General features: G+C 37.4%; 22 protein-coding genes. 5 read left to right on the forward strand and 17 right to left on the reverse strand.

Annotated features, from left to right (window positions below; all coding sequences use genetic code 11):
• The first annotated feature begins 259 nt into the window (after window positions 1-259).
• Both ACFILD_RS07355 and ACFILD_RS07360 read left to right on the forward strand, forming a co-directional pair.
• On the forward strand, window positions 260-1,513 hold the full coding sequence (locus ACFILD_RS07355; RefSeq protein ID WP_375659965.1) for a lytic murein transglycosylase: 1,254 nt from the start codon (window positions 260-262) through the stop codon (window positions 1,511-1,513).
• Between the two features lie 14 nt (window positions 1,514-1,527).
• Window positions 1,528-2,604, forward strand: a complete 1,077-nt coding sequence (locus ACFILD_RS07360) for an SGNH family hydrolase (RefSeq protein ID WP_375659964.1) — start codon at window positions 1,528-1,530, stop codon at window positions 2,602-2,604.
• Between the two features lie 162 nt (window positions 2,605-2,766).
• Here the strand turns inward: ACFILD_RS07360 and ACFILD_RS07365 are convergent, their stop codons facing one another.
• Window positions 2,767-4,791 carry a M3 family metallopeptidase gene (locus ACFILD_RS07365; protein WP_375659963.1) on the reverse strand — a complete coding sequence of 675 codons (2,025 nt, stop codon included), beginning with the start codon at window positions 4,789-4,791 and terminating at the stop codon, window positions 2,767-2,769.
• A 552-nt stretch (window positions 4,792-5,343) separates the two neighbouring features.
• Between ACFILD_RS07365 and mgtE the strand changes: the two genes are divergently transcribed.
• The 3 genes from mgtE to ppa all read left to right on the forward strand — a co-directional run bounded on the left by mgtE (window position 5,344) and on the right by ppa (window position 10,409).
• Complete coding sequence (gene mgtE, locus ACFILD_RS07370) at window positions 5,344-6,720, forward strand: magnesium transporter (protein WP_273790627.1); 1,377 nt, start codon at window positions 5,344-5,346, stop codon at window positions 6,718-6,720.
• A gap of 1,263 nt (window positions 6,721-7,983) precedes the next feature.
• On the forward strand, window positions 7,984-9,810 hold the full coding sequence (gene typA / locus ACFILD_RS07375) for a translational GTPase TypA (protein ID WP_273790628.1): 1,827 nt from the start codon (window positions 7,984-7,986) through the stop codon (window positions 9,808-9,810).
• 68 nt (window positions 9,811-9,878) lie between these two features.
• Window positions 9,879-10,409: an inorganic diphosphatase gene (gene ppa / locus ACFILD_RS07380; RefSeq protein WP_273790629.1), complete on the forward strand. Its 531-nt coding sequence runs from the start codon at window positions 9,879-9,881 to the stop codon at window positions 10,407-10,409.
• A 53-nt stretch (window positions 10,410-10,462) separates the two neighbouring features.
• On the opposite strand, the gene ACFILD_RS07385 is transcribed toward ppa, so the two are convergent.
• The 16 genes from ACFILD_RS07385 to ACFILD_RS07460 all read right to left on the reverse strand — a co-directional run.
• Complete coding sequence (locus tag ACFILD_RS07385) at window positions 10,463-10,777, reverse strand: DUF167 domain-containing protein (RefSeq protein ID WP_273790630.1); 315 nt, start codon at window positions 10,775-10,777, stop codon at window positions 10,463-10,465.
• 22 nt (window positions 10,778-10,799) lie between these two features.
• Window positions 10,800-11,093: a YggT family protein gene (locus tag ACFILD_RS07390; protein ID WP_273790631.1), complete on the reverse strand. Its 294-nt coding sequence runs from the start codon at window positions 11,091-11,093 to the stop codon at window positions 10,800-10,802.
• Window positions 11,094-11,420: 327 nt separating this feature from the next.
• Window positions 11,421-11,981: an invasion associated locus B family protein gene (locus ACFILD_RS07395; protein WP_273790632.1), complete on the reverse strand. Its 561-nt coding sequence runs from the start codon at window positions 11,979-11,981 to the stop codon at window positions 11,421-11,423.
• Between the two features lie 99 nt (window positions 11,982-12,080).
• On the reverse strand, window positions 12,081-12,602 hold the full coding sequence (locus ACFILD_RS07400; protein ID WP_273790633.1) for an RNA pyrophosphohydrolase: 522 nt from the start codon (window positions 12,600-12,602) through the stop codon (window positions 12,081-12,083).
• Between the two features lie 39 nt (window positions 12,603-12,641).
• The gene (locus tag ACFILD_RS07405) at window positions 12,642-13,952 is read right to left on the reverse strand and encodes a S41 family peptidase (protein ID WP_273790634.1); all 1,311 of its coding nucleotides are present in this window, start codon (window positions 13,950-13,952) and stop codon (window positions 12,642-12,644) included.
• Window positions 13,942-15,186: a murein hydrolase activator EnvC family protein gene (locus tag ACFILD_RS07410; protein ID WP_375660858.1), complete on the reverse strand. Its 1,245-nt coding sequence runs from the start codon at window positions 15,184-15,186 to the stop codon at window positions 13,942-13,944. Before ACFILD_RS07410 ends, ACFILD_RS07405 begins: the two co-directional genes overlap by 11 nt.
• 133 nt (window positions 15,187-15,319) lie before the next feature.
• Window positions 15,320-15,802 carry a 23S rRNA (pseudouridine(1915)-N(3))-methyltransferase RlmH gene (rlmH, locus tag ACFILD_RS07415; protein ID WP_375631100.1) on the reverse strand — a complete coding sequence of 161 codons (483 nt, stop codon included), beginning with the start codon at window positions 15,800-15,802 and terminating at the stop codon, window positions 15,320-15,322.
• A 1-nt stretch (window position 15,803) separates the two neighbouring features.
• The gene (rsfS, locus tag ACFILD_RS07420) at window positions 15,804-16,190 is read right to left on the reverse strand and encodes a ribosome silencing factor (protein ID WP_273790636.1); all 387 of its coding nucleotides are present in this window, start codon (window positions 16,188-16,190) and stop codon (window positions 15,804-15,806) included.
• Between the two features lie 111 nt (window positions 16,191-16,301).
• Window positions 16,302-16,895 (reverse strand): nicotinate-nucleotide adenylyltransferase, encoded by a 594-nt coding sequence (locus tag ACFILD_RS07425; protein WP_375663567.1) that lies wholly within the window; start codon window positions 16,893-16,895, stop codon window positions 16,302-16,304.
• Window positions 16,896-16,924: 29 nt separating this feature from the next.
• Window positions 16,925-18,181, reverse strand: coding sequence for a glutamate-5-semialdehyde dehydrogenase (locus tag ACFILD_RS07430; protein WP_375631101.1), 1,257 nt, complete (start codon window positions 18,179-18,181; stop codon window positions 16,925-16,927).
• Between the two features lie 45 nt (window positions 18,182-18,226).
• On the reverse strand, window positions 18,227-19,366 hold the full coding sequence (gene proB, locus ACFILD_RS07435) for a glutamate 5-kinase (protein ID WP_375663568.1): 1,140 nt from the start codon (window positions 19,364-19,366) through the stop codon (window positions 18,227-18,229).
• A 1-nt stretch (window position 19,367) separates the two neighbouring features.
• The gene (gene obgE, locus ACFILD_RS07440) at window positions 19,368-20,393 is read right to left on the reverse strand and encodes a GTPase ObgE (RefSeq protein ID WP_375659959.1); all 1,026 of its coding nucleotides are present in this window, start codon (window positions 20,391-20,393) and stop codon (window positions 19,368-19,370) included.
• Between the two features lie 173 nt (window positions 20,394-20,566).
• Window positions 20,567-21,295 carry an RlmE family RNA methyltransferase gene (locus ACFILD_RS07445; RefSeq protein ID WP_375629986.1) on the reverse strand — a complete coding sequence of 243 codons (729 nt, stop codon included), beginning with the start codon at window positions 21,293-21,295 and terminating at the stop codon, window positions 20,567-20,569.
• Between the two features lie 29 nt (window positions 21,296-21,324).
• A complete protein-coding gene (locus ACFILD_RS07450) occupies window positions 21,325-22,635 on the reverse strand; it encodes a Ppx/GppA phosphatase family protein (RefSeq protein ID WP_273790642.1) in 1,311 nt (436 codons plus the stop codon).
• A 901-nt stretch (window positions 22,636-23,536) separates the two neighbouring features.
• A complete protein-coding gene (locus ACFILD_RS07455; protein ID WP_273790643.1) occupies window positions 23,537-24,142 on the reverse strand; it encodes an invasion associated locus B family protein in 606 nt (201 codons plus the stop codon).
• A partial coding sequence (locus ACFILD_RS07460; RefSeq protein ID WP_375663274.1) for a YadA-like family protein occupies window positions 24,139-24,399 on the reverse strand: 261 nt, incomplete at its 5' end. The genes ACFILD_RS07455 and ACFILD_RS07460, both read right to left, overlap by 4 nt.

Raw genomic sequence — 24,399 nt, forward strand, 5'->3', positions numbered from 1 at the left:
CCCTCCTCAATGAATTCATATAACTTTTTTGTTTTATTTATCATATGTTTTTACGAAATGGTAAAAAAGATATCTTATTGTTTTGATTATCATTATAATGGATAATAAAAATGTAAAAAGAGTCTGAGAATTTATTGAAAGGATTAAAACGTATTATTTATTCAGTTTTTTCCTCTTCTTGATCATATTATCGATTAAACTAAATACAAAATAAAGTTATTGCACATCTAATGAATTGAATATTAATGGGGATTTCAAAATGCAAAAAACAGAATTGAAGACTCTCTTTTTAGAGAAGTCAATAACTTGGAGAACTCTTTTCACTGTCTCTGCCGTTATTTTTTCTGCTTTTTTTATGTTTTTTATATCCCTTTCATATGCTGATAGCGGATTTAAACACTGGATTAAAGAATTTAAAAAAATAGCTATTGCTCACAATATTACCCCTTCTACGTTTCATATGGCGTTTAAAGGTGTTAATGCCATTGATCCAGAAGTTCTAAAAAGCGCCGCATACCAACCGGAATTTGTTGCTCCTTCATGGAACTATTTCGATAATCGTGTCCATGATATTGCAATTGAGGAAGGACGGCGCCAAACTCAAAAATGGAACAAATGGCTTCTTCAAATTGAAAAACGTTTTGGTGTTGATCGCAATATTCTGCTTGCTATTTGGTCAATGGAAAGCAACTATGGGAAGGTTTTAGCCAATAAAAGTGTAATGCGTGATACCATTCGCTCTCTTGCAACTTTAGCCTATGCTGATAAAAAACGTGCAAAATATGCATATACACAGCTGATTGCTGCTATGAAAATTCTACAAAGTGGCGAAATTAAACGCTCTCAACTCACTGGATCTTGGGCCGGTGCATTGGGGCATACACAATTTATTCCAAGCAGTTATCTCGCCTATGCAGTTGATATGGACCAAGATGGACGGCGTGATATCTGGAACTCTGTTCCAGATGCTCTGGCTACTGCTGCTAACCTTCTCCACAAAAATGGCTGGCAACCTAATCTTATTTGGGGAGTAGAGGTAAAAGTGCCGCAGGGGAAAAACCTTCCTGAAGGCTGGTATTCCTTTGAACAATGGAAAAAATTAGGTGTAAAACACGCAAATGGGCACCCTCTTCCTACATCAACTGAACAAGCAATATTAAAATATCCAGATGGAGCAAAAGGACCTATATTTTTAGTCACAAAAAATTTCTTTGTTCTGAAACATTATAATAATGCAGATCGTTATGCGTTTGCTGTTGGCCTTCTTGCTGATCGCATTGCTGGACATCCTGGATTGGTAAATGATTGGCAAAGACCTTTTCAACCTCTTACTTTCCAGGAATGTAAAGAACTACAATCTCGCTTAAGTGCACTGGGCTATTATAAAGGGAATGTTGATGGAAAAATCGGAACAGCTTCTCGCAAAGCAATTAAAGCTTTTCAACTGCGTCACGGTCTAAAAGCAAATGGATATCCATCATCTCAAGTGCTTTTTCTCCTTCGCAAACAATAAGGGAGACTAAATTTTTGTCTTCTTTTCGCCTGATATACTTGACATTATTGCTGTTTTCACTTTCTATTGTGGGGATCTTACAGCCATCCCCAAGTAAAGCAACGAACTTCTTCAAATGGTTGTCACAACAAAACAAACAGACACAGCAGCCACCGCAAATTATAGAACAAAAAATAGACAAGCCGCAAAAAAAGATCGTAACACAAAAAAACATACAAAAGCTAAAAAATGAGAATGCAAAGCGCGTTCTTGTCATAGGGGATTTTGCAGCTTCTGCTGTTGCCGATGCACTTAAGAAGTCTTTTATAAATAATAGCGATATCGTTATCATGAACAACACAATACCAGCTTCCGGCTTAGTTCGAACGGATTATTATTCTTGGCAAGGCAATATTTCTAAACTCATTGATCAAAATAATCCCGATGTTATTATCATGATGATCGGTGCAAATGATAATCAACCCATCACAGACTCTCATAACATGATTAACACAGATCAGTCAGAATGGATGCGCATCTACAAACAAAGAATTATCGAAATTGCTGAAAGTCTTCATGCCTCTGGAAAACCATGGATATGGATAGGTCAGCCTTCTTTTGGAAATGATCTTTTGACACAAAAAATAAAAATTTTTAATGCGCTCTATCAACAAGAAACAGAAACAGCAGGAGGGTATTTTCTCGATATCTGGAGCGGCTTTAGTGATGAGACAGGAAATTTTTCTTTTTCAGGCTATGATATTAATGGGAAAATAACCAAATTACGCACCAATAATGGCATGCATTTCACCCCTGAAGGAAAGAAAAAACTTGCCTCTTATTTAGAAAAGCCATTGAAAAATATTTTAAATTTTTATGCCTTTTCTCATGGAAATCCTTACTCAACCGATCAAGCTATTCAAAAACTTATACAAGAATCAGAGAATCAAGAGCGGAGTAAAATTATGCGTCAGCTTCCAATGAGCCTCGATGATATGGCACAACAAAACACTCACCTTTTAGGCAAAAGAAAGTCAAGTTTTATAAAAAAATCATGGTTTCCACCAAATGGGCATCAAAAAGATCGAGCTGATGATTTTTCTTTCCCATAATGTCTATTTAAAATACAAAATCTGTTTTCCTCTATAAACAAAAAGCGAATAAGATAAAAAACTCTGTTTACAGAGCTATAATGAAGAGGAAATTTGCATAACTCGCAACTGCACCTTTCGAATAATATGAAAACGGCATGGTGTTAACCATACCGTTATATCTTATAGTCCACGTTTGTTAATCATTGCCTCTGGTAAAGGCATCCGTCCCCGAAAAGCTTTATAAAGCTCCTCTGGATCACGACTTCCTCCAGCGGAGTAAATCCAACGCTTTAAAAGATCAGCGAGCTCTGAATTAAAAACATCTCCCGTTTCTTCAAAAGCCTGAAAAGCATCTGCATCAAGAACTTCCGACCACATATAAGAATAGTAACCAGATGCATAACCATCCCCTGCAAACACATGCATAAAATGTGGGGGACGATGACGCATAATAATTGTGTCAGGCATTTGCAGCTTTTCTAATTCTTGGCGTTCAAACACTGTTGGATCAGTGACTGTTTCGCCTTGATGAAAAGCCATATCCACTAAAGCTGATGAGATAAATTCAACGGCAGAAAATCCTGCATTAAATGTCTGTGCTACTAAAACTTTATCTATCAACTCTTGTGGCATAGGATGGCCTGTTTTTGTATGTATAGCATAAGATTTTAATATCTCTGGCACGGTTAACCAATGTTCGTAAAGTTGAGAAGGTAGCTCAACAAAATCACGTGCAACAGATGTTCCCGACACAGATGGCCATGTGACATCAGAAAGCAAACCATGCAATGCATGTCCAAATTCGTGGAAAAGCGTACGTGCATCATCAAGTGATAAAAGAGCAACTTCTCCTTTGGGCGGTTTAGCAAAATTACAAACATTGTAGATAATAGGCTTTTGTCCGCCATCCAATTTATGTTGTGATTGCAAACTACTCATCCACGCACCGGAGCGTTTTGAAGAACGCGCAAAATAATCACCAATAAAATGCCCAAGTAGACTTCCATCAGACTTTTTTACTTCCCACAAACGTGCATCAGGATGCCAAAGTGTAACAGCGTTTTTTTCTTCAAATGTAATGCCAAAGAGTTTTTCTGCTACCCTAAAAGCCGCTTTAATCATACGATCAAGCTGAAAATAATATTTAATCTCCGCGCTATCGAAAGAAAGTTTTTCAGTACGAAGTTTTTCAGCATAATAACGCCAATCCCAAGCAGCTAAAGATTCATTGCAGCCCTGATTGTTGGCAAAATTTTGTAAGTCAATTTGCTCAGTAGAAGCTTTCGCTCTTGCGCGCTCCCATACAGGCATAAGCAAATCCATAACGGAATCAACACTTTTAGCCATAGTATTATCGAGCTTCAAATCTGCGAAAGATTTATATCCCAATAATTTAGCCTGCTCATCTCGAAGCGCAACAATCTCTACAATAATTGTTTTATTATCATTCTTGTTATTATTTTCACCACGTTTAGCCCAAGCTTGGAATGCAACCTCACGCAAATCACGACGATCAGAGAATTTTAAAAAAGGTTCAACAATCGAACGTGCTAGTGTTAATGCATACGCTTCTTCATTGCCTCTTTCACACGCAATTTCCTTCATTGAAGCAATGAGATCTTGCGGTAAACCAGATAAGTCTGTTTGTTTTAAAAATAGAATCCATTCAGCTTCATCATTTAAGACATTTTGTCCAAAAGTAGCATTTAAAAAAGCAAGTCTTTCATTAATTTCCAAAAGCCGTTTCTTAGCTTTTTCATCGAGTTTTGCCCCATGACAAACAAACTTTTTCCACCATAATTCAAGAACACGTGTTGTTTCACTCTCAAATGTGCCCAGCTGCGACTGTTTATAAAGCATATCTATTTTCGCAAATATCCGCGCATCCATCATCATTTTTGAAGAATAACGAGAAAGTTTTACAACGAACTCTTGCTCTAGCTGTTGAATTAATACATTCGTATGAGCACTGGTGCGTAAGAAAAATATTGAACAGACACGATCAAGCGCTTTGCCGCAAAGCTCAAAAGGCTGTAAAAAATTCTCAAGCGTTGGTGGTTCTTGCACCATCGCAATCGCCTCTAGTTCTTCTTCGGCTTCTTGAAGAGCCTGTTCAAAAGCGGGTTTAAAATCTTCATCACTTATAGAAGAAAAATCAGGAAGACATGAAAATCCCTTCCACTCCAGCACTGCTTCTTTTGCCATAATACTTTATGTCTCCATTATAAATTTAAACTGTAACAATTATCTTTACGACACAAATTGATAACATACTAAAACTATCTCGTGAATTTCAAAACTACCTTTCAAAACGCTATTGAATAAAAAACCTGAAAATCGCAAAGTTCTTTCATTTTAAACCATATTATATTGAAGCAATAAAGATTATTCGCTCACACATCACAATAGAATTGCATATTAACAAAAACACTTGGAGAAAGGCATAATCTCCACTCTTTACAAAATATTGCTGTAGATTCTTTTGAAAATCACAAAACTGCATTAAAGAAATGATGGTAAAAATCAGAACTGATTTTTACATTTACGCTTTTATATTATCCTCAAATTAAGCTGTATTCTCGTTTTAGTGATTCAGAAACTTGTTTATAACTTATAATTCACCCTTGACTTTACTTCAAATATTAACAATTGGGAATATAGCTGGGGAGTTTTTTTTAAATCTTCCATAAACTTTTGTTTTTATCTCATCTATTATCTAGATTTATAACTCTCCAACTCTTCAGGAGGTACTTTATCATGACTGAAATCAAAACGGCCTTCGACTTCAAAAATTTTTCTCCTGAAGCTCTTGCTGAAAAGTTAAAGAACCAGCATTTTGCAGACTCTATTGATATCATAAATGACCTCGATAGCATGGAACGTGTAACTATTCTTAGTCTTCTGCCTCTTGATTATGTTATCGAACTTTTTGATAAACCAGAGCTTGAGCAACCTGCTGCCATCCTAGAACTTCTCCCTATAAATCGTGCTGTTGAAATTCTTGATGGCATGTCTGCCGATGCTGCTGCAGACGTCTTTCAAGAAATGGATAAAGAAACCCGCACACGACTTTATGCCTTGCTTAACCCCTTAACGCGCGCTGAACTTAAAAAACTCACCAGTTATCCTGACCATACAGCAGGGGCACTGATGACAACAGAATTTATAGCCGTTCCTTCAAACTGGACCATACAAAAAACTTTGGATCACATCCGTGAGGTCGAGCGAACACGTGAAACAGTTTATACCAGCTATGTAATTGACCCTAAAACAGGTACTCTTCTAAAAGCTGTCTCCCTGCGTAACCTTATTCTTGCCTCACCTGATGAACTAATTCTTAATGTCCCTACCCATGACTCGCCCATTACAATATCGCCCTTCACACATCATGAAGATATCGCACGCCTTTTCCAGCGCCATGATCTTCTCTCTGTGCCTGTAGTTGATGAAAGTAACCATGTCATTGGCATTGTAACCGTTGATGACGTGCTTGATACTATGGTCGATGAGATGAATGAAGATGCCTATAAATTTGGGGGTATGGAAGCGCTTAATAAGCCCTATATGCAAATTAAGTTTCCTGAAATGATGAAAAAACGTGGCGGATGGCTCGCTTTACTCTTTATCGGTGAAATGCTGACAGCAAGCGCTATGCAACATTTCGAAACAGAACTCGAAAAAGCGATTATTCTTACACTGTTCATACCTCTCATTATGAGCTCAGGAGGAAATTCCGGCTCACAAGCTACATCCCTTATTATCCGTGCATTGGCTTTACGTGAACTCACGTTGAAAGACTGGTGGAAAGTGATCATTCGTGAAATTCCAACAGGACTATCCCTTGGTCTCTTACTAGGAATTATTGGTGTTACGCGCATTGCTCTTTGGCAAAAACTGGGTATCTACGACTATGGACAACATTGGATTGCTATTTCGACAACAGTGGGTACAGCTTTAGTTGGAATCGTTACCTTTGGTTCTCTTTCTGGATCTATGTTGCCTTTTATTCTTAAAGGTTTAAAATTTGATCCAGCAAGTGCTTCTGCTCCTTTTGTGGCAACTTTAGTAGATGTCATGGGCATTATAATCTATTTTTCTGTAGCTTCCCTCATTTTGTCAGGAACTCTTCTTTAAACATGTAAAGTAAAAACTCTTACTTATGGAAAGATCTTGTCATGTAACCTAAGATTCTTTCCATAAGAAAATAAGCTTTATTATTTATTTTCTAGCGCACCGCTCCATAGATAATTTATTATTTTTTTTGAATAACAGCTCCGAATAACGTAAATTTACCTCATCATAAAGCTTCTCATATTAAATCGATTAAAGTCATCTTCTTGCCAGTCACAAACGAGATCGGTGTATGGCTAAAAACTATTCAAGAAAAAATAAAATACTTCTTATATCTTCTTTCTCGTATCAAAAACTGGCGCAATATTGACAGCTGAGAAAGAATGATAATGCTCAACAGCTTTATATTTTTTCACAAAGGCGTTAATAGTATACTATTCGCGTATATTATATCATTTATGAGCCCTATCATGGAATGGATGTAGTGTACGTTAAGCAATCTCTCTTAAGTACATGAATATGTAACAACAAGTATATTCTGTTTAAAGTGTTCTGTTTGGCATGAAAAGCATGCTCCTATTAGAGAATACGATTAACAAAAGTGTGAGGGGGCAAAGCACTATCTCCATGGTTTAAAAGATATTACTTTAGATGCCTTTGAAAGCATAAATTGGATTAACGGCAAAGATGGAAATTTTCTTTGGATGCCTTCATATTCTTTCTAAATAAGACTCTATTCCGGGTTCATAAATAAATAAAATAGATATAACTCTTGCCCCAATCTGGCATACAAAAGCTAGAACTTCTTATAAAATTCTTAATCATCTCAATATTTACCTCAAATACACGGTTGCATTAGATCTGGATTTTGATTGACAAGTTATAGAATAAGAAAAAGCTTTATTTAGAATAAGAATGTTGTACAATTGTCAATAAATTGGCTATGGATTGAGAGATCTTCCGGATTTTTATTAATCTCTTTGCAAAACAACAACAATAATATGGCTAGCTTTATACTTACTTACTCTTACAAGAGCTTATATAAACTCCTTGTGTCATATTGATAGAAATCAAGTTGACGGTGATTTTTTGGATAATTCTTAGCTCGAGAATAGAACATACGCACTATAAAAATCCTTTTACGAAGCTCCAGCAATTGAAGCTTAATAGAACCCTAAAGACTTGGATAAATAGTTTTGTCATAAAAATATTGCCTCCATCTTCCAAAACTATAAAAAAACATGTAAAAGGTTTTTTAATAGTCAGGCAAAGAATGTAAAGACTTTGCCTCAAATGAAATTTCATTAAACGAAAAGAAGAAAATTTATGCAATTGCGTAACATTGCCATCATTGCCCACGTTGACCATGGGAAAACAACGCTTGTAGACGGACTTCTCAAGCAATCAGGAAACTTCCGTGATAATCAGCGTACAAGCGAACGTATGATGGATTCAAACGATATTGAGAAAGAACGCGGAATTACAATCCTAGCGAAAGTGACATCTGTTGTTTGGAAAGATACTCGAATTAATATTGTTGATACACCAGGACACGCCGACTTTGGTGGAGAAGTTGAACGCATTCTAAATATGGTTGATGGAGCCATTGTACTTGTTGATGCTGCTGAAGGACCAATGCCACAAACAAAATTTGTTGTTGGCAAAGCATTGAAAGTAGGATTGCGCCCTATTGTTGCTATTAATAAAATTGACCGACCGGATGCACGCGTTGATGAAGTCATTAATGAGGTTTTTGACCTTTTCGCTGCTCTTGATGCAACCGATGAACAGCTTGATTTTCCTATTCTTTATGGATCTGGACGCGATGGATGGATGGCTGAAGCCCCTGAAGGACCAAAAGATCATGGATTAGGTCCTTTATTTGATCTTGTGACGCAGCATGTCCCTTCTCCTAGTGTAGCAGAAGGACCGTTTCGCATGATTGGAACTATTCTTGAAGCGGATCCGTTTTTGGGACGAATTATTACAGGGCGGATTCATTCTGGCTGTCTAAAACCCAATCAAAATGTCAAAGTTCTTGGACAAGATGGAAAACTTTTAGAAACTGGGCGTATTTCAAAAATTTTAGCGTTTCGTGGCTTAGAACGGCAACCTATTGAAGAAGGAAGTGCTGGTGATATTGTTGCGATTGCAGGTCTGCAAAAAGGTACCGTAGCTGATACTTTCTGTGATCCTACTGTCAATGAACCCCTTACTGCCCAACCAATTGATCCTCCTACTGTTACTATGAGTTTTCTCGTCAACGATAGTCCCCTTGCTGGAACTGAAGGCGATAAAGTAACAAGCCGTGTCATTCGTGACCGATTGTTAAAAGAAGCAGAAGGCAATGTCGCTCTTAAAATTGAAGAATCAGCCGATAAAGATTCTTTCTACGTTTCAGGACGAGGAGAATTACAGCTTGCAGTTCTCATTGAAAATATGCGCCGTGAAGGATTTGAACTTAGTGTTTCACGCCCACGTGTTGTTATGCAAAAAGATGAAAATGGAATAACTCTTGAGCCAATCGAAGAAGTTGTTATCGATGTTGATGAAGAATATTCCGGTACTGTTGTACAAAAAATGTCTGAACGTAAAGGCGAAATGGTGGAATTACGTCCTTCTGGAGGTAATCGTGTCCGCCTTGTCTTTTATGCACCAACCCGAGGACTCATTGGTTATCAATCTGAACTTTTAACGGACACACGTGGTACAGCAATTATGAATCGCCTTTTCCATGCTTATGAACCTTATAAAGGAGACATTGCTGGTCGTGTTAATGGTGTTATGATTTCAAATGACAACGGTGAATCTGTCGCTTATGCTCTTTTTAATCTTGAAGATCGTGGTCCTATGATCATCGATGCGGGTGTGAAAGTCTATCAAGGTATGATTATTGGCATCCACTCACGAGATAATGACTTAGAAGTCAATGTCTTAAAAGGGAAAAAACTCACCAATATGCGCGCTTCTGGAAAAGATGAGGCCGTAAAGTTAACGCCTCCCATTAAAATGACATTAGAACGTGCCTTATCGTGGATACAAGATGATGAACTTGTGGAGGTAACCCCTAAAAATATTCGTCTCCGCAAACTCTATCTTGATCCTAATGAACGTAAACGTTTTGAAAAAACACGTGCATCAATTTCAAGTTAATTTCATAATCTCTTTGGTAAAATATTTAATTGTATTGAGCCTCACTATATTCCAGAAAGGATGTCTCTATGAATATTAAGGAAATACCCGTAGGCAAAAATCCACCAGAAGATATTAACGTTATTGTGGAAGTCTCCCTTGGTGGGCAACCAATAAAATATGAGATGGATAAAAAGTCTGGTGCATTATTTGTTGACCGTTTTCTTCATACATCAATGGTTTATCCTGGAAATTACGGTTTTGTCCCTCATACGCTTTCAGATGATGGTGATCCTATTGATGTCCTTATCTGTAATACCCGTCCACTTATGCCTGGTTGTGTTATCAATGTTCGCCCCATCGGAGCTCTAATGATGGAAGATGATGGTGGTAAAGATGAAAAAATTATTGCCATTCCCACTACAAAATTAACAAAACGCTATATCAATATTCATGACTATACAGATCTACCCGAGATTACACTCAAACAAATTGAACATTTCTTCAAGCATTACAAAGATCTGGAACCTGGAAAATGGGCTAAAATTGAAGGATGGCGTGATAAAAACTTTGCGCATGAATTAATTAAGCAAGCTGTTGAGCGCAATAAAAAAATATAACGATTTTAATAAAATAAAGCCTATTTAAAAATAGGCTTTATTCTTTATTTTTTCTACGAGATGCAATCTCTAAAGGATTGCCATATCTGCTTTAGCTCTTCTAAATGTGTTGAAAAGTAAAGTTGTTTGTAGCGAGATATTGCACCGTTTTTCAGAGAAATAGAAGAAGATGGTATTCTCCATTGCTTGGCAAGAAATTTAATGAGAGCTTTATTCGCTTTTCCATCTTCAGGAACAGCACGAAGGCGTATAACCAGATATTGTTTCTCACCATCCCTACATTCAATCCCTATTATTTTGTCAACGGACGATTTGGGAATGAGATATACAAACAAAATCAAGTTATTTTTATCAACTTGATAAAACATGTATTCGCCTCAAGTAATATTTCTATACATACATGTTTGCGTAAACGCGCCACATAAAAGTACGAATAAAATATATAATAATGAACACTACAATAGGTGAAATATCAATCGTTCCCAAATTTGGTAAAATTTTCCGGATACGGCTTAGAACGGGATTTGTAAGACGATCTAGAAAGCTTCCTATCAAAACAACAAAGCGATTGCGTGAATTTATGATATTAAAGACATAAAGCCAAGAAAAAATGACACTAGCGATCAAAATATCAATATAAATCTCAAAAATCAAATCAATCGTTCGAAGCAATGCATAAATCATGCGTCATCCCTTTCAATCAAGGAAACAGAAGAGCGTATAGAAAACCTTCATTAAAGCAGGTCTGTGTATCAAAAAATGGTTTTATATTTCAATACTCTTTTTTCTTGAATAAAAACCAGACATCTAAATTCTTCATCTCTCTATTTAATGACGATGCAGTTAGAAAACAAATATCAAAATTAAAAATAGCACATACAATAGAAGAAACGGCAAAAAATCTGAATATCCCTTATAGGATTAATCTTAAATCTCATCGTCTTAATTATTAATATATAAAAAACAAACAAACTAAAAACGGCCTTTTAAAGGCCGCTTTTAGTTTTAAAATTATTTCTGCAAAGCAGTCAAACGATTAAGAGCACTGCTAAAACCATCTAGCTGAACAAATAAATCATTCAAAGCTGGTTCACCTGCAGCAGCAATTGTCATCGCCAACTTTAACTGTTTTCCAGAACGTAAAGCTGCTACGTGATTTTTGTCAAAAACGACAGGAACCACACAACCTGCTGGTACACAAGTCCGGATACCGGTTTCGATAACAGCTTTTCCCTCATCAACTTGTAAACGAACAGGCTTAGAAACCAAAATGCCAAAAGGAACTGTTAAATTACCAGATACAACACCCTCAGCATCGAGAGTAAGGCCCATAGCCACAACAACACGCCCCTGCTCATTCACTTCTTGACGGTGCATAAAACAAATTCTTTTCCCTTCTTGTATACCACAGTTAATAGTCCACAAACCGTAGGTTTCAGTCAAAGAAGAAGCTCCATTTGGCAATGTCGCTGCCGCATCTTTTGATGCAGGAGGTTTTGAACTTGTTGCAAATGCAACAGATGAAATACTCAAGAGAGTAAAAACTATAAGTAAATTAAATAACTTTTTCATTTTATATTCCTGTTCTTTACATAAAAGAGAAACATGTTTATTATTTATTATAATATAAAGCATCTTAATAAAAAAAGCTTTCTCGTAATCATATAGCTTTTATAATGGTCTAAGGCTACCTCGAAATTCGCTGACAACTTTCGTATAAACGTGCTTTTTAAAAGAAACAGCAATCAACGGAAGGGTTTCTAGATCAATCCATTTCCATTGATCGAATTCCGCTTTATTGCCATCTGGTGGCGGATTAATCGCAATTTCAGAAAGCTTTCCTGTAAACTGGAAAGCAAACCATTTTTGTATTTGCCCACGATATTTATTTGTTAATGTGCACCCAATAAGTTCTTGTGGAAAATCATAATGGAACCAATTTTGTGCTTCTTTAATCAACTTCACAGATCGAATACCCGTTTCTTCATAAAGTTCACGATATGCTGCATCTAATGGTTTTTCATCTTCATCAATCCCTCCTTGAGGAAGCTGCCAGCGATGAGATATTTCAATATCTGCATGAATGGGCATCATTAAACGACGCCCAACCCACACTTTACCGTCATGATTAAAGATAACAATCCCAACACATTTGCGATATGGAAGAACCTTCAAATTAATACCTGCATCCATTTAATATTCCTCAAAATCGCAAGCTATAGATATCAATTCTCACTTTAACACATCCTTATTGGGATCTGGTGGAAATGCGGCATTTGCCATTTCACCTCGTAACAATTTATAAGCCTCATTCAACTGGATATCATCTTTAGGGTCTTTGGGAACAAAAGCAGCTGAACCAGATCCTTTATTACTCTCTCGTTTTCCTTTGATATGTCCTTTTAATGCAGACTCACCAACTTTTACATCATAACCCTTATATTTTTCAGGGAGTGGTTGCTCTACAATAATATCAGGTGTGATCCCTGTTCCTTGAATAGAAGTGCCAGATGGCGTGTAATAAAGTGCTGTTGTTAAGCGTAAAGCCCCATTTTCACCCAAAGGAATAATTGTTTGAACAGATCCTTTACCAAAAGACTGCGTCCCTAAAATTGTTGCACGACGATGATCTTGTAATGCACCCGCAACAATTTCAGAAGCACTTGCCGAACCACCATTAATAAGGACAATGAGCGGTTTTCCATTGATGACATCACCTGGCTTCGCATCAAATCTTGTCACATCACTCTTTTTGCGCCCACGAGTCGACACAATTTCACCTTTATTGAGAAAAGCACTCGAAACATTAACAGCTTGATCTAAAAGCCCACCCGGATTAAGCCGCAAATCAAGGACGTAACCTTTTAGCTTATCTTCAGGAATTTTAGATTGGATATCTTTAATTGCCGCCAGAAGATTATTCAATGTCTGCTCAGAAAACTGGATAACTCTTAAATATCCAATATCACCCTCAACCCGATATTTCACCGCTTTTACTTTGATAATATCACGAACAATCTTCACTTCAAATGGCTTATCAACACCAGAACGAATAATTGTTAAGGTAATTGGTGTTCCAGGAGCACCTCGCATCTTATTAACAGCTTCATTCAATGTTTGACCATTCGTTTGTACATCATCAATTTTTGAAATAAGGTCTCCTGCTAGAATACCTGCTTTTGAAGCGGGAGTATCATCCATTGGTGAAACAACTTTAATTAAGTTTTTTTCCATAGTGACCTCAATACCAAGACCTCCGAACTCTCCTTTCGTAGAATCCCGCATATCCTTGGCTTCTTCAGCATTCAAATAAGATGAATGAGGGTCCAGTGATGTGAGCATGCCATTGATAGCATTTTCAATAAGCTTTTTATCATCTGGAACTGTAACGTATTGCATACGCACACGCTCAAAAACATCGCCAAATATAGCTAGCTTTTTATATGCATTATCTTCATTATTCGCAGCAACAGACTGCACCATAATCATTGAACAGGCGCCGAGCAATACCCCAGCGACCAAAAGAATAACTTTACGAATCATTTTGGCTCCTTCTTATTTTTTCAGTCTGCCACCAAGGAGTTGGATTTACAGGTTTTCCCTGCTTTCTAAACTCAATGTAAAGCATTGGAGAAGTTTTTCCTATATCCAATGCAACACTGTTTGAAATAAATTGCATCTCCATTATACCCAGAGGCTCACCTGAAAGAACAAATTGCCCCTGTTTTACATTAATTCTCGACATTCCAGTAAGAATGATATGATAACCATTTCCAACATTGAGAATGATTAACTGTCCATAAGAACGAAATGGCCCTGCAAAAGCAACAAAAGCATCCACAGGTGATATAACAACAGCTCCTGCCTCTGTTTCTATCGTTTCACCAAAGCGCGTAATCTGCGAACTTTTGTTAGAGAGATGTATTCTTTTTCCTGAAACAGGAAAAAGTAAAGAACCTTTTCGGCTTTCAAAATTGGACTGTTCTAACAATTGCAAACTTTTCCGTACCTGTACTGATGCATCAGAGTTAAGTTTTGACTGACGATCGAGCTCTAAAATCAATTCTTCCAAAGACTGCGCTTTTTTAGCAAGAGCAATATTTTTTTGTTGCTGTTCTGTAAGTTCTTTTTCTGATTTTTTTTGTAGTTTGTTTTTTTGGTCTAATAAAAGCTCTAGACGTTTTCGCTGCTCTGCTTGATTTTGCAGTTTTGTCTTTAATGCCTTATATTCCGTAGTAATGGAATTACTCAAATTGGTCAACTCCTTGAGTTTTTCTGTTAAATCTCGTGTTTTCTCCTGCATCTGAGGAATAACAGTACCTAATAAAACAGAACTACGTATAGAAGCCAACGCGTCCTCTGGCTGTATCATAAGAGCAGGAGGCGGATTCAATCCCATACGCTCCAAAATTGCAAGAACTTCCGCAAATTCAGCACGACGATTTTTTAAACTTTGATAGACTTGTACCCGCTTTTCTATCATTTTTTTAAGCTTTTCTTCCCTTTTAGCAATATCATCTGCTACTATACGTTCTTCTTTAGCCGCTTTTATGAGTGCATCACTCAAAACACGTTGATCTTTTTTTAAATGCTCAACTTGATGCATAAGAAAAGCAACACGCTCACGCGAAAGTGAAATATTTTGGCGAATTTCTCCTAATTCTTTATGTACTTCCGTACTCCTCATTGTATCTTCCGCACGCGATACAGAAAAGCAAAAAAACATACTCAAGAGCAGAATGACAAATATGACGCACTCCTCATATAAATATAGCATCTTTCTATGAAGAAGCTTTTTCATTTGCAAAAACCATGACACCTCATCGTATACATTAGAGATGCTTTAAATGGTGTCAGCTAAAACAATATTAATAAACATATAAATAAGTGCTAAAAATTGCACAAAAATATTAAAAACGATGATACGGATGGTTATTTTCAATTGTTACAGCGCGGTAAAGTTGTTCTGTAAGAAGAATACGTGCAATTTGATGTGGCCACGTCATCAAACCAAAAGATAAAAGAAAATCAGCACGCTTCTTTATTTGTTCATTATGCCCATCAGGTCCTCCCAAAGCAATGACGACATCTCGAATGCCCTCATCACGATAACACCTCAATTTTTCAGAAAAAGAAATTGACGAAATCGATTCTCCACGCTCATCTAACACAATTAATCGACATTTTTCAGGTAAAAATTCAATAAGTTTTCTCCCCTCTTCCTCCATACGTTGACAAACTGTGTGAGCACGACTTTCTGGTATCTCTTGTAACTTTTTTAAATGAAAGCCTACATCTCCAGAAATTTTAGAAAAACGATCCAAATAATGCTGAACTAATTTTTGCTCCGCCCCACTTTTCATACGACCAACCGCAAAAATAGAAATTTGCATTTTAATGATCTCCGAAGAGAAGCAAAGCCGTATCGTTTAAATCCGGTGTCATCCATATTTTTTCTAAATTATAAAAAAGACGAATTTCTGGACGAAAAAGATGAGTGATAATATCACCTGTATCAATCAATACCCAGTCACCTCCAGCAAGCCCTTCTACACGCGCAAGCCCCTGCCCACTATCTTTCCAAGTATGTAATAAATGATCAGCAACAGACGATACATGACGCTGCGAATTTGCTGAAGCTATGACCATATAATCAGCCAAAGATGACTTCCCTCGAATATCAATAGCAACAATATCTTCTGCTTTTGTATCTTCTAAACTCTTGAGAATAACTTCAAGACTCTCACTAACAGAAAAAACTTTTTTTTCTTTTGAAGGCATAATATCGTAAGAGTGTTTGTGTGCAACGTTTTTCAGATCAATATCCTTTCTTATCGTTGTGGAATCTAAAAAAGAGACTTCTCTAAAGAGAAGCAGAATCTTATGAAATGTTCAAGAAAAATCATTCTTCTTCAAACGAAGGTTTGTTGAAGATTGAAAAGATAAAGGTCCATGCAAATAAGTCCAAACTGGTGGCTTGATAAAAGGTAATCGCTTACTTTTTCTCTCATCCAAACGAAAACGGCGATAAATATGTGCCATAGGAGAAGAAAGTGCTGACCGATTGCCTAAAGGACGATCAATAATCGCAATAGGAAGCATAGAGACGATATCATGCCATCGATACCATTGATGTATCGTCGCAAAACTATCTGCCCCCATAATCCATACAAAATTTACGCCACTGTAATGGGTAAGAATATGAAAAATCGTATCTACTGATACTTTGCTCCCTATAGCCTGTTCAAAACCTGTTAAGCGAATTTTTGGATGGTCAATAAGTTTAAAACTTAATTGCATTCTCTCCTCTAAAGAGGGCAACTGTGTACAATCCTTTAAAGGATTTCCTGGAGTGATCATCCACCATAACTGATCAAGATGCAAACGCCGAATGGCAATTTTTGCAACAAGAAGATGCCCCGCATGCGGTGGATTAAAGGAACCACCAAAAAGACCCACAACATTAGATCTTTCAACATGTGGCATACAATTTTTCCATGGAAAAAATGGTGTTCTCAAGCTCTAACCTGACCATTTCCTTTAACGTGATATTGAAATGATGTTAGCTGTCCAACACCTATGGGACCACGTGCATGCATTTTTCCTGTTGCGATACCAATTTCCATTCCAAAACCAAATTCACCTCCATCAGCAAATTGTGTAGATGCATTGTGTAATAAAATAGCTGAATCTAAATGATTAAAAAAATTCTTCACCACTTCCAAATCCTCAGCAATAATCGATTCCGTATGTCCTGATGAATAACGCTTGATATGAGAAATGGCTCCCTCAACACCCTCAACCGTTTTAACAGAAAGAATAGCATCAAGATATTCATGCGACCAATCTTCTTCAGAAGCTAATTTGACATCTGGCATAAGAAAAACAATATCTTCTGTGGCACGAATTTCACACCCCTTTTCCTGTAAAGCAGTTAAAACAGGAAGAAATTTTTTTAATGCTTGGCCGTCAATGAGAACTGTCTCAACAGCACCGCATATCCCTGTTCGCCGCAGCTTTGCATTTAAAACAATATTGCGTGCCATATCTAAATCTGCCGATTTATCAATATAAATATGACAAAGTCCCTCCAAATGAGCAAAAATTGGAACACGTGCATCAGACTGAACACGAGCAACAAGGCTCTTTCCACCACGTGGTACGATCACATCAATCGCTCCATCCAATCCTTTGAGCATTTCCCCAACGGCAGCACGATCTGTCGTTCCAACCATTTGGATAGCATCTTTGGGTAAACCAGAGCGCTCTAAACCTTGTACCAAAGCTAAATGAAGAGCATGAGAAGAATGAAAGCTATCCGAACCACCGCGCAAAATCGCAGCATTACCTGCTTTTAAGCACAAAGAACTCGCATCAACTGTAACATTGGGACGACTTTCATAAATAATGCCAATCACACCAAGAGGTGTTCGTACACGACTTATATGAAGCCCATTTGGACGCGTCCATTCATCCATCACTTGTCCAACAGGATCAGATAAACGAGCAACTTGGCGAACACTGTCTATCATTGCACGTAAACGCAAATCATCTAATTTTAGCCGATCAATCATTGCAGCTTTCAAATTATTCTGAGCAGCATTCTCTAAATCTTGACAATTCGCCCGTAAAATTTCATCTGACTGAGCCTCTAGACTTAAAGCGATCATTTCTAATGCATTGTTCTTTTGCTCAGAAGAAGCAACAGCTAACGCTGCAGCGGCATAGCGTGCTTTTTGTCCCATATCTTTCATTTGTTCTTCTAAAGTCATCGTAACATCCACTCTGCCAAAACAATAAAAACAAAAGTAACTTTTTTAAACAGTATTGGTCAAGCAACGTATAATCATATCATTACGATGCACCATAGCAGAGCGCGCCTCATACCCAAGAATAGCTTCGATTTCTTCACTTTTATGTCCTATAATGCGTACAGCCTCATCTTTGTCATAGCTTACAAGTCCACGCGCAATCTCAACTCCATCTGTACCAACAATTGCAACCGTATCCCCACGCTGGAAATTTCCCTCAACGCCAATAACCCCTGCAGCTAATAATGATTTTCCTGATTCAAGAGCCCTAATGGCTCCTTGATCAATCGTCAAAACACCAGATGGATCTAAATGACCAGAAATCCATGTTTTCCAAGCATTGACAGATTTCTTACTTGCCGCAAAAAAACTCTTGCGTTCACCTTTGTCAATTGCAGCAAGAGGATTCATACGCTTGCCTGAGGTGATAATCATCGCCGTTCCAGCAGCATTAGCTATTTTTCCGGCTTCAAGCTTAGTCTTCATTCCTCCCCGTGAAAACTCTGAAGCAGCAACATCTGCCATTTTTTCGATATCATGCGTAATGGATGCAACAAAAGGTATAAATTCAGCCGTAGGATCACTATGGGGAGACTTTGTATAAAGACCATCAATATCGGATAAAAGTATTAAAAGATCTGCCCTCACCATTGTTGCCACACGTGCAGCTAAACGATCATTATCACCATAACGAATTTCAGTTGTTGCAACAGTATCATTCTCATTAATAACAGGCACAGCTCCCAAATATAAAAGCGTCTCAATCGTTGCACGTGCATTGAGATAACGCCTTCGCTCCTCCGTATCAAATAAAGTGAGCAAAATTTGGCCTGTTTTGAGCCCATGTTGAGCAAGCGCATCACCATAGGTTTTTGCTAACTCAATTTGCCCCAAAGCAGCACATGCCTGGCTTTCTTCCAATTTCAAAGCCCCCTTAGGAAGCTGTAGCAATGTCCTTCCTAAAGCAATAGCACCTGAAGACACCAATAATATCTCTACGCCTCCTTTGTGTAATTCAACAACATCATTGATCAAGCTTTTAAGCCATTCAACCCGTAAACCTGCCTGAGGATCAACCAAAAGGGCAGATCCAATCTTGACCACAATACGTTTATAGTGTGTAAGTTTTTGCGATCCAACAGCCATCTCAATCAACCTTGCTATCCCCACTGATCTCCTCTTTGCGTGACATTTCAATAATATGTGCACCAGCACGCAGCACATTTTCTAAACCTTCGCGGCTAACCGCAGAAAACATCATAACTGGTTGATCCGCTGCTCTTTGCAAAGCTTCCCGTTTAGCTTCACGCTCTTCAATTGTCAGAGTATCTATCTGGCTTAAAGCAACAATTTCAGTTTTATCACTTAGATTATTTCCATATGCCTCAAGTTCATGACGCACAATTTGATATGCTTTTGCTACATCTTCTTCTTGAGAAGAAATTAGATGAAGCAGTACGCGACAACGTTCCACATGTCCTAAAAAACGATCTCCAATTCCCACACCTTCATGCGCTCCTTCAATTAATCCTGGAATATCAGCCAAAACAAATTCACGACCATCAATACGTACAACACCAAGATGAGGATGTAGAGTGGTAAAAGGATAATCTGCAACTTTTGGTTTTGCAGCCGTTGTAGAAGCTAAAAAAGTTGATTTTCCAGCATTTGGTAAACCAACAAGCCCCGCATCAGCAATTAACTTCAAACGAAGCCATATTGCACGCTCTTCTCCAGCCAAACCTGGATTTGCACGACGCGGTGCCCGATTTGTCGATGTTGTAAAGTGAAGATTGCCAAAACCGCCATTCCCTCCTTTTGCAAGGCGATAGCGCTGTCCCACTTCCGTTAAATCACAGATTAACGTTGTATTATCTTCTTCAAAAATTTGCGTCCCAACCGGAACTTTAAGGATGACATCATTACCCTTCTCACCCGTCATATTACGCCCCTTGCCATGCCCCCCTGTTTTTGCTTTAAAATGCTGTTGGTAGCGATAATCAATCAGCGTGTTAAGCCCATCAACAACAAGAGCCCAAACATCACCACCCCGTCCTCCATTCCCTCCATCAGGTCCCCCAAATTCTATGAATTTTTCACGACGAAATGATACTGCTCCAGAACCTCCATTACCAGAACGAATATAAACTTTAGCTTGATCAAGAAATTTCATTGGAAACACTCACTGAGGAATCAATCTCTTTATCTCTATAGGCAATACATTAGTTTTACCAGTTTTTCATCATTGATAACAGAAAAACTGTCACTATCGCCGATAACTCTTTGAGAAAAAAATCATCACATCTAAATAGGTTAAGTAAAGTTAAGTCTTCTTAAAAGAAGGCGCTATTCTTGTATTTTTGTTTTTCCCTTAAATTCAAGTGCTAGAAGATAAAGCTCTACTGATTCTGATCGGCTTGCGGGTGGTTTAACATGATAGACTTTTTTAAAATGCTGTTTTAGTATCGTAAGAAGAGTGTTTTCTGCTCCTCCTTGAAAAGCCTTTGCTAAAAAATGTCCCCCAGGCTTAAGAACCGAAAGAGCAAAATCAGCCGCAACTTCACATAAATAAATCGTTCTTAAATGATCCGTCTGACGATGACCTGTTGTTGGCGCTGCCATATCAGAAAGAACCACATCCGGTTTTGTCCCTAAAGTTTCAATTAATTTCTGCGGTGCATCTGTATGCAAAAAATCCATTTCCAACATGGCAACTCTAGGTAATGGATCAACATGTAAATAATCAATACCAACAACGCTAGGATCCTCATCACTTGACCCTACTATACGCTCAACCACCTGACACCAGCCCCCAGGTGCTGCTCCTAGATCAATAACCTTTTGACCTTTTTTCAAAAACCTATAGCGCTCATTAATTTCAATGAGTTTATAAGCCGCACGCGAACGATACCCATCTACTTTTGATTGATGGACATAAGGATCATTCAGATGCCTCTCTAACCATCGTCGTGATGAAGCTTTAATGGTTCCTGCTTTCTTTTTTACGCGCTGATATAATTCATGTGACCCTGAACCTCCATAGCCACCTCTCGGTGTTTTTGTTGTTTTTTTCATCGTTATTCATTGTCTCCATATTTAATTCTCTAACGCTTGAAATCTCTGCTCTTTCTACGACGACACCATACCCCATCGCGTAACATTAGCTCTATCAAAATTCCTTCCCTTAATCCACGATCAGCAACTCTTAAACGCTGACTTGGCCAAACTTCCCGAATAACATCTAAAATTGCACAACCAGCTAAAACTAAATCTGCTCTCTCGCGCCCAATAAAAGGACTTATGACACGTTTTTCTATATCCCATGATAATAGACGTTGTGTCATAAGTGTAATGTCTGCATCCTTCATCCAAATGCCATCCACTTTTTTCCTATCATAACGCTCTAAATTAAGATACATTCCTGCTAAAGTCGTAACTGTACCGGAGGTTCCCAAAAGATGAAACTTCGAACCTTGTGCTAACTCTCCTAATTTATGACGATCTGAAAAATTATTTAATAACCCTCGCACATAGCTTTTCATTTTTTCAAAATCGTCTAAGCTAATATCATTCCCTCCAAAACGTTCAGCAAGCGTAACAACACCAACAGGAAGAGAAGTCCAAGCGATAATTTGTCTAGCTAAACGAAAAGAACGCTTTTGAGAAACATCAAGTAGCACAATTTCTGATGACCCTCCTCCAATATCAAAAAGCACAATTGCGTCAGTATTTGGTTCAACAAGTGTACTACACCCTGTAACAGCAAAACGCGCTTCTGTTCGCCGATCAACAATTTCCAATTCAAGACCTGTCTCCTCCAAAACACGCTGAATAAAATGTCTACCATTTTCTGCAGAACGACAAGCTTCCGTTGCAATCAAGCGATAACGCTTAATATGCCTTTGTTTTAGCTTTAAATGACAAATCTTTAATGCCTCAATCGCACGATCCATAGCTTGTGTATTAAGAAAACCGTTATTTATTAAACCTTCTCCCAATCGTACAATACGAGAAAAAGCATCAACAACACGAAAATATCCAGGTTTACTGGGAGATGCGATAAGAAGACGACAATTATTTGTTCCGAGATCAAGTGCCGCATAAAGAGGTGGAGATTTTACTGAATGGAACCGTCGAAGAAAAGGTGCTTTGAGTTTTTTTGTTTTTTGAGCACCTATCATTATCTGATTATGAAACTCAAAAGCTGCCTCAGATTGAACAAAAACCTGTTTCTGTTCATAATGTTTTTTTCTCTGTTGTCTCTTTATATCAACAAGGACAGAGTATGCCTCTGTTCGTGACAATGCAGAAAGATTATTTGTATTACTACTGCACTGATCATACAACTGATCTGCTTTGGTATCGTATATTTCTCCTCGCTTTAACTCTTTTGAACCATAATTTAACGGGGTCATGTCCCTTATCCCTTGAGCGTTCCCCCAATAAATAAACGCGAAAACCCTTCTGCTCATTCCTAAATAAAGCAATAATGCAGCATCAAATGATATATACAAGAAATCATTCTTTCTTTTTCTATCATTAAAATTTTCTACACTAACATCATTCAGATTTTTGTATAATCTTTCGGTTGTTTCCGTGAAATCATTCATCTCTTTATGAACTTAAAACTATAAATTAATCGTTTACGTTCACATCAATTTTTATAAATTATGCTCTTTTCTTTATACCATTTACACGGAGCACACCTCTATTGTAAAACCTCCACTATCATACTATTTGCTGACTTTTAAGGTTACAACAACCTATACATTAGTACGGTTTATAAGAAAAAAATTTTTTTTCTTTATCCACACACAAACCTCGTTTGTTATATGCAATGAAATGGCTTTGATTATGCTGGAATAAAAGTTCCGTAGTACTACAAAATGCAATTACAATAGCTGTTATTTCGTGAATACCAATAAAAACTATCGTTCAAAAAAACTCTAGAATTATAAAATTTATCTGAAAAATATTAATGCTTAATCAGACCGCATTAAAAATCCATTTGAAGCTTAAAAAAAGAATTTAGTCTACTCATTATTGTAAGGAAGAAATCGAGTATTTCTAATCTTTTTTACTTTTAATAACTAACGAAATCACTCTTTAAGCATTATGGAAAACACTAACTTGATTTTCCATTATATAAAGAACTTACTGTGACTTTATATTCATAAAACTCTCACTCTTTCCAATAAATCACCTTGATATCATATTATATAAAACTTCTTACTTATTGACCTTATAATTTACACTCAAAAATATAATACAACAATTTATGGAAAAATGACTCTTGTTAAAAATACTCGATGGATTCTAAGGACGGAAAGAATTAAGTGCCGCATTTAACCCTTTAAATGGTACAGTAAAAGAAAATACCTTACCTTCTTTAGTTTTATAGGAAATACGTACCTTATTGTTCTGCTCTATTTGTTTAGTCAAAACCGGCCCTACAGGTGATTGTGCCAAACAAACCGTTTCATTACATTGCGTATAATTAATAAGAACAGGTTTTTTAACATCTTTTACAAACATTTGAATCGGAACATTTATATCAGAATTTGGCAATGTTCGAAAAAGCATCACTGCTTGACCACTTGTCGTAGAAACAAGAGACCAACTAAAAATGGTATTTCCTTCTTGATCATGAACCGTCTGTGTCACATTACATATACCTTGCTTATGTTTAAGCTTTTGTTTTTCGTCACAAATCAAAGTCCAATCATAAAATTGCATAATAATTCGACGTGTTTCGCCAGGTTCTCCCTTAGGTATCGATAAGTGCGGTGGATGCACTGTATAAATATTATTATTCTCGTTGGCAAAGCTTTCGCTCTTGCCTATTAAGGCAAGAGCAAACAGCAGAACCTTTACTAACATACTTCTCGTTTTTACAATAACAGCCATTTTTTCTATTATCATCTCAACCTCAGAGTAATTCCAGCGCCTATTCCCCAATGACCTCCAGCACTTGTCACAGATACATTCGAGCGAATATTTCCATCTTCAGATGTATAACCAGCACCAAGAGCAAGTGCAGATTGACTGCGCCATAAACCACTCCCAAATGAAACACTTAAAGATCCTGGTATATCATAGTAACGTAAGTTGGACACCGCTAGACCAATAGCAGCAGCTTGTCTTGCTTCTTTCCGAACATCCTGAATAGCATAATTCAA

Origin of the sequence: Bartonella sp. CL162QHHD (assembly GCF_042195435.1) — a bacterium.
Classification (GTDB): Bacteria; Pseudomonadota; Alphaproteobacteria; order Rhizobiales; family Rhizobiaceae; genus Bartonella.

Coding starts and splice junctions, on each gene's coding strand:
- ACFILD_RS07355 (WP_375659965.1), top strand. CDS start 260: ATGCAAAAAACAGAATTGAAGACTCTCTTTTTAGAGAAGTCAATAACT.
- ACFILD_RS07365 (WP_375659963.1), bottom strand. CDS start 4,791: ATGGCAAAAGAAGCAGTGCTGGAGTGGAAGGGATTTTCATGTCTTCCT.
- mgtE (WP_273790627.1), top strand. CDS start 5,344: ATGACTGAAATCAAAACGGCCTTCGACTTCAAAAATTTTTCTCCTGAA.
- typA (WP_273790628.1), top strand. CDS start 7,984: ATGCAATTGCGTAACATTGCCATCATTGCCCACGTTGACCATGGGAAA.
- ppa (WP_273790629.1), top strand. CDS start 9,879: ATGAATATTAAGGAAATACCCGTAGGCAAAAATCCACCAGAAGATATT.
- ACFILD_RS07385 (WP_273790630.1), bottom strand. CDS start 10,777: ATGTTTTATCAAGTTGATAAAAATAACTTGATTTTGTTTGTATATCTC.
- ACFILD_RS07390 (WP_273790631.1), bottom strand. CDS start 11,093: ATGATTTATGCATTGCTTCGAACGATTGATTTGATTTTTGAGATTTAT.
- ACFILD_RS07395 (WP_273790632.1), bottom strand. CDS start 11,981: ATGAAAAAGTTATTTAATTTACTTATAGTTTTTACTCTCTTGAGTATT.
- ACFILD_RS07400 (WP_273790633.1), bottom strand. CDS start 12,602: ATGGATGCAGGTATTAATTTGAAGGTTCTTCCATATCGCAAATGTGTT.
- ACFILD_RS07405 (WP_273790634.1), bottom strand. CDS start 13,952: ATGATTCGTAAAGTTATTCTTTTGGTCGCTGGGGTATTGCTCGGCGCC.
- ACFILD_RS07410 (WP_375660858.1), bottom strand. CDS start 15,186: ATGCTATATTTATATGAGGAGTGCGTCATATTTGTCATTCTGCTCTTG.
- rlmH (WP_375631100.1), bottom strand. CDS start 15,802: ATGCAAATTTCTATTTTTGCGGTTGGTCGTATGAAAAGTGGGGCGGAG.
- rsfS (WP_273790636.1), bottom strand. CDS start 16,190: ATGCCTTCAAAAGAAAAAAAAGTTTTTTCTGTTAGTGAGAGTCTTGAA.
- ACFILD_RS07425 (WP_375663567.1), bottom strand. CDS start 16,895: ATGCCACATGTTGAAAGATCTAATGTTGTGGGTCTTTTTGGTGGTTCC.
- ACFILD_RS07430 (WP_375631101.1), bottom strand. CDS start 18,181: ATGACTTTAGAAGAACAAATGAAAGATATGGGACAAAAAGCACGCTAT.
- proB (WP_375663568.1), bottom strand. CDS start 19,366: ATGGCTGTTGGATCGCAAAAACTTACACACTATAAACGTATTGTGGTC.
- obgE (WP_375659959.1), bottom strand. CDS start 20,393: ATGAAATTTCTTGATCAAGCTAAAGTTTATATTCGTTCTGGTAATGGA.
- ACFILD_RS07445 (WP_375629986.1), bottom strand. CDS start 21,295: ATGAAAAAAACAACAAAAACACCGAGAGGTGGCTATGGAGGTTCAGGG.
- ACFILD_RS07450 (WP_273790642.1), bottom strand. CDS start 22,635: ATGACCCCGTTAAATTATGGTTCAAAAGAGTTAAAGCGAGGAGAAATA.
- ACFILD_RS07455 (WP_273790643.1), bottom strand. CDS start 24,142: ATGATAATAGAAAAAATGGCTGTTATTGTAAAAACGAGAAGTATGTTA.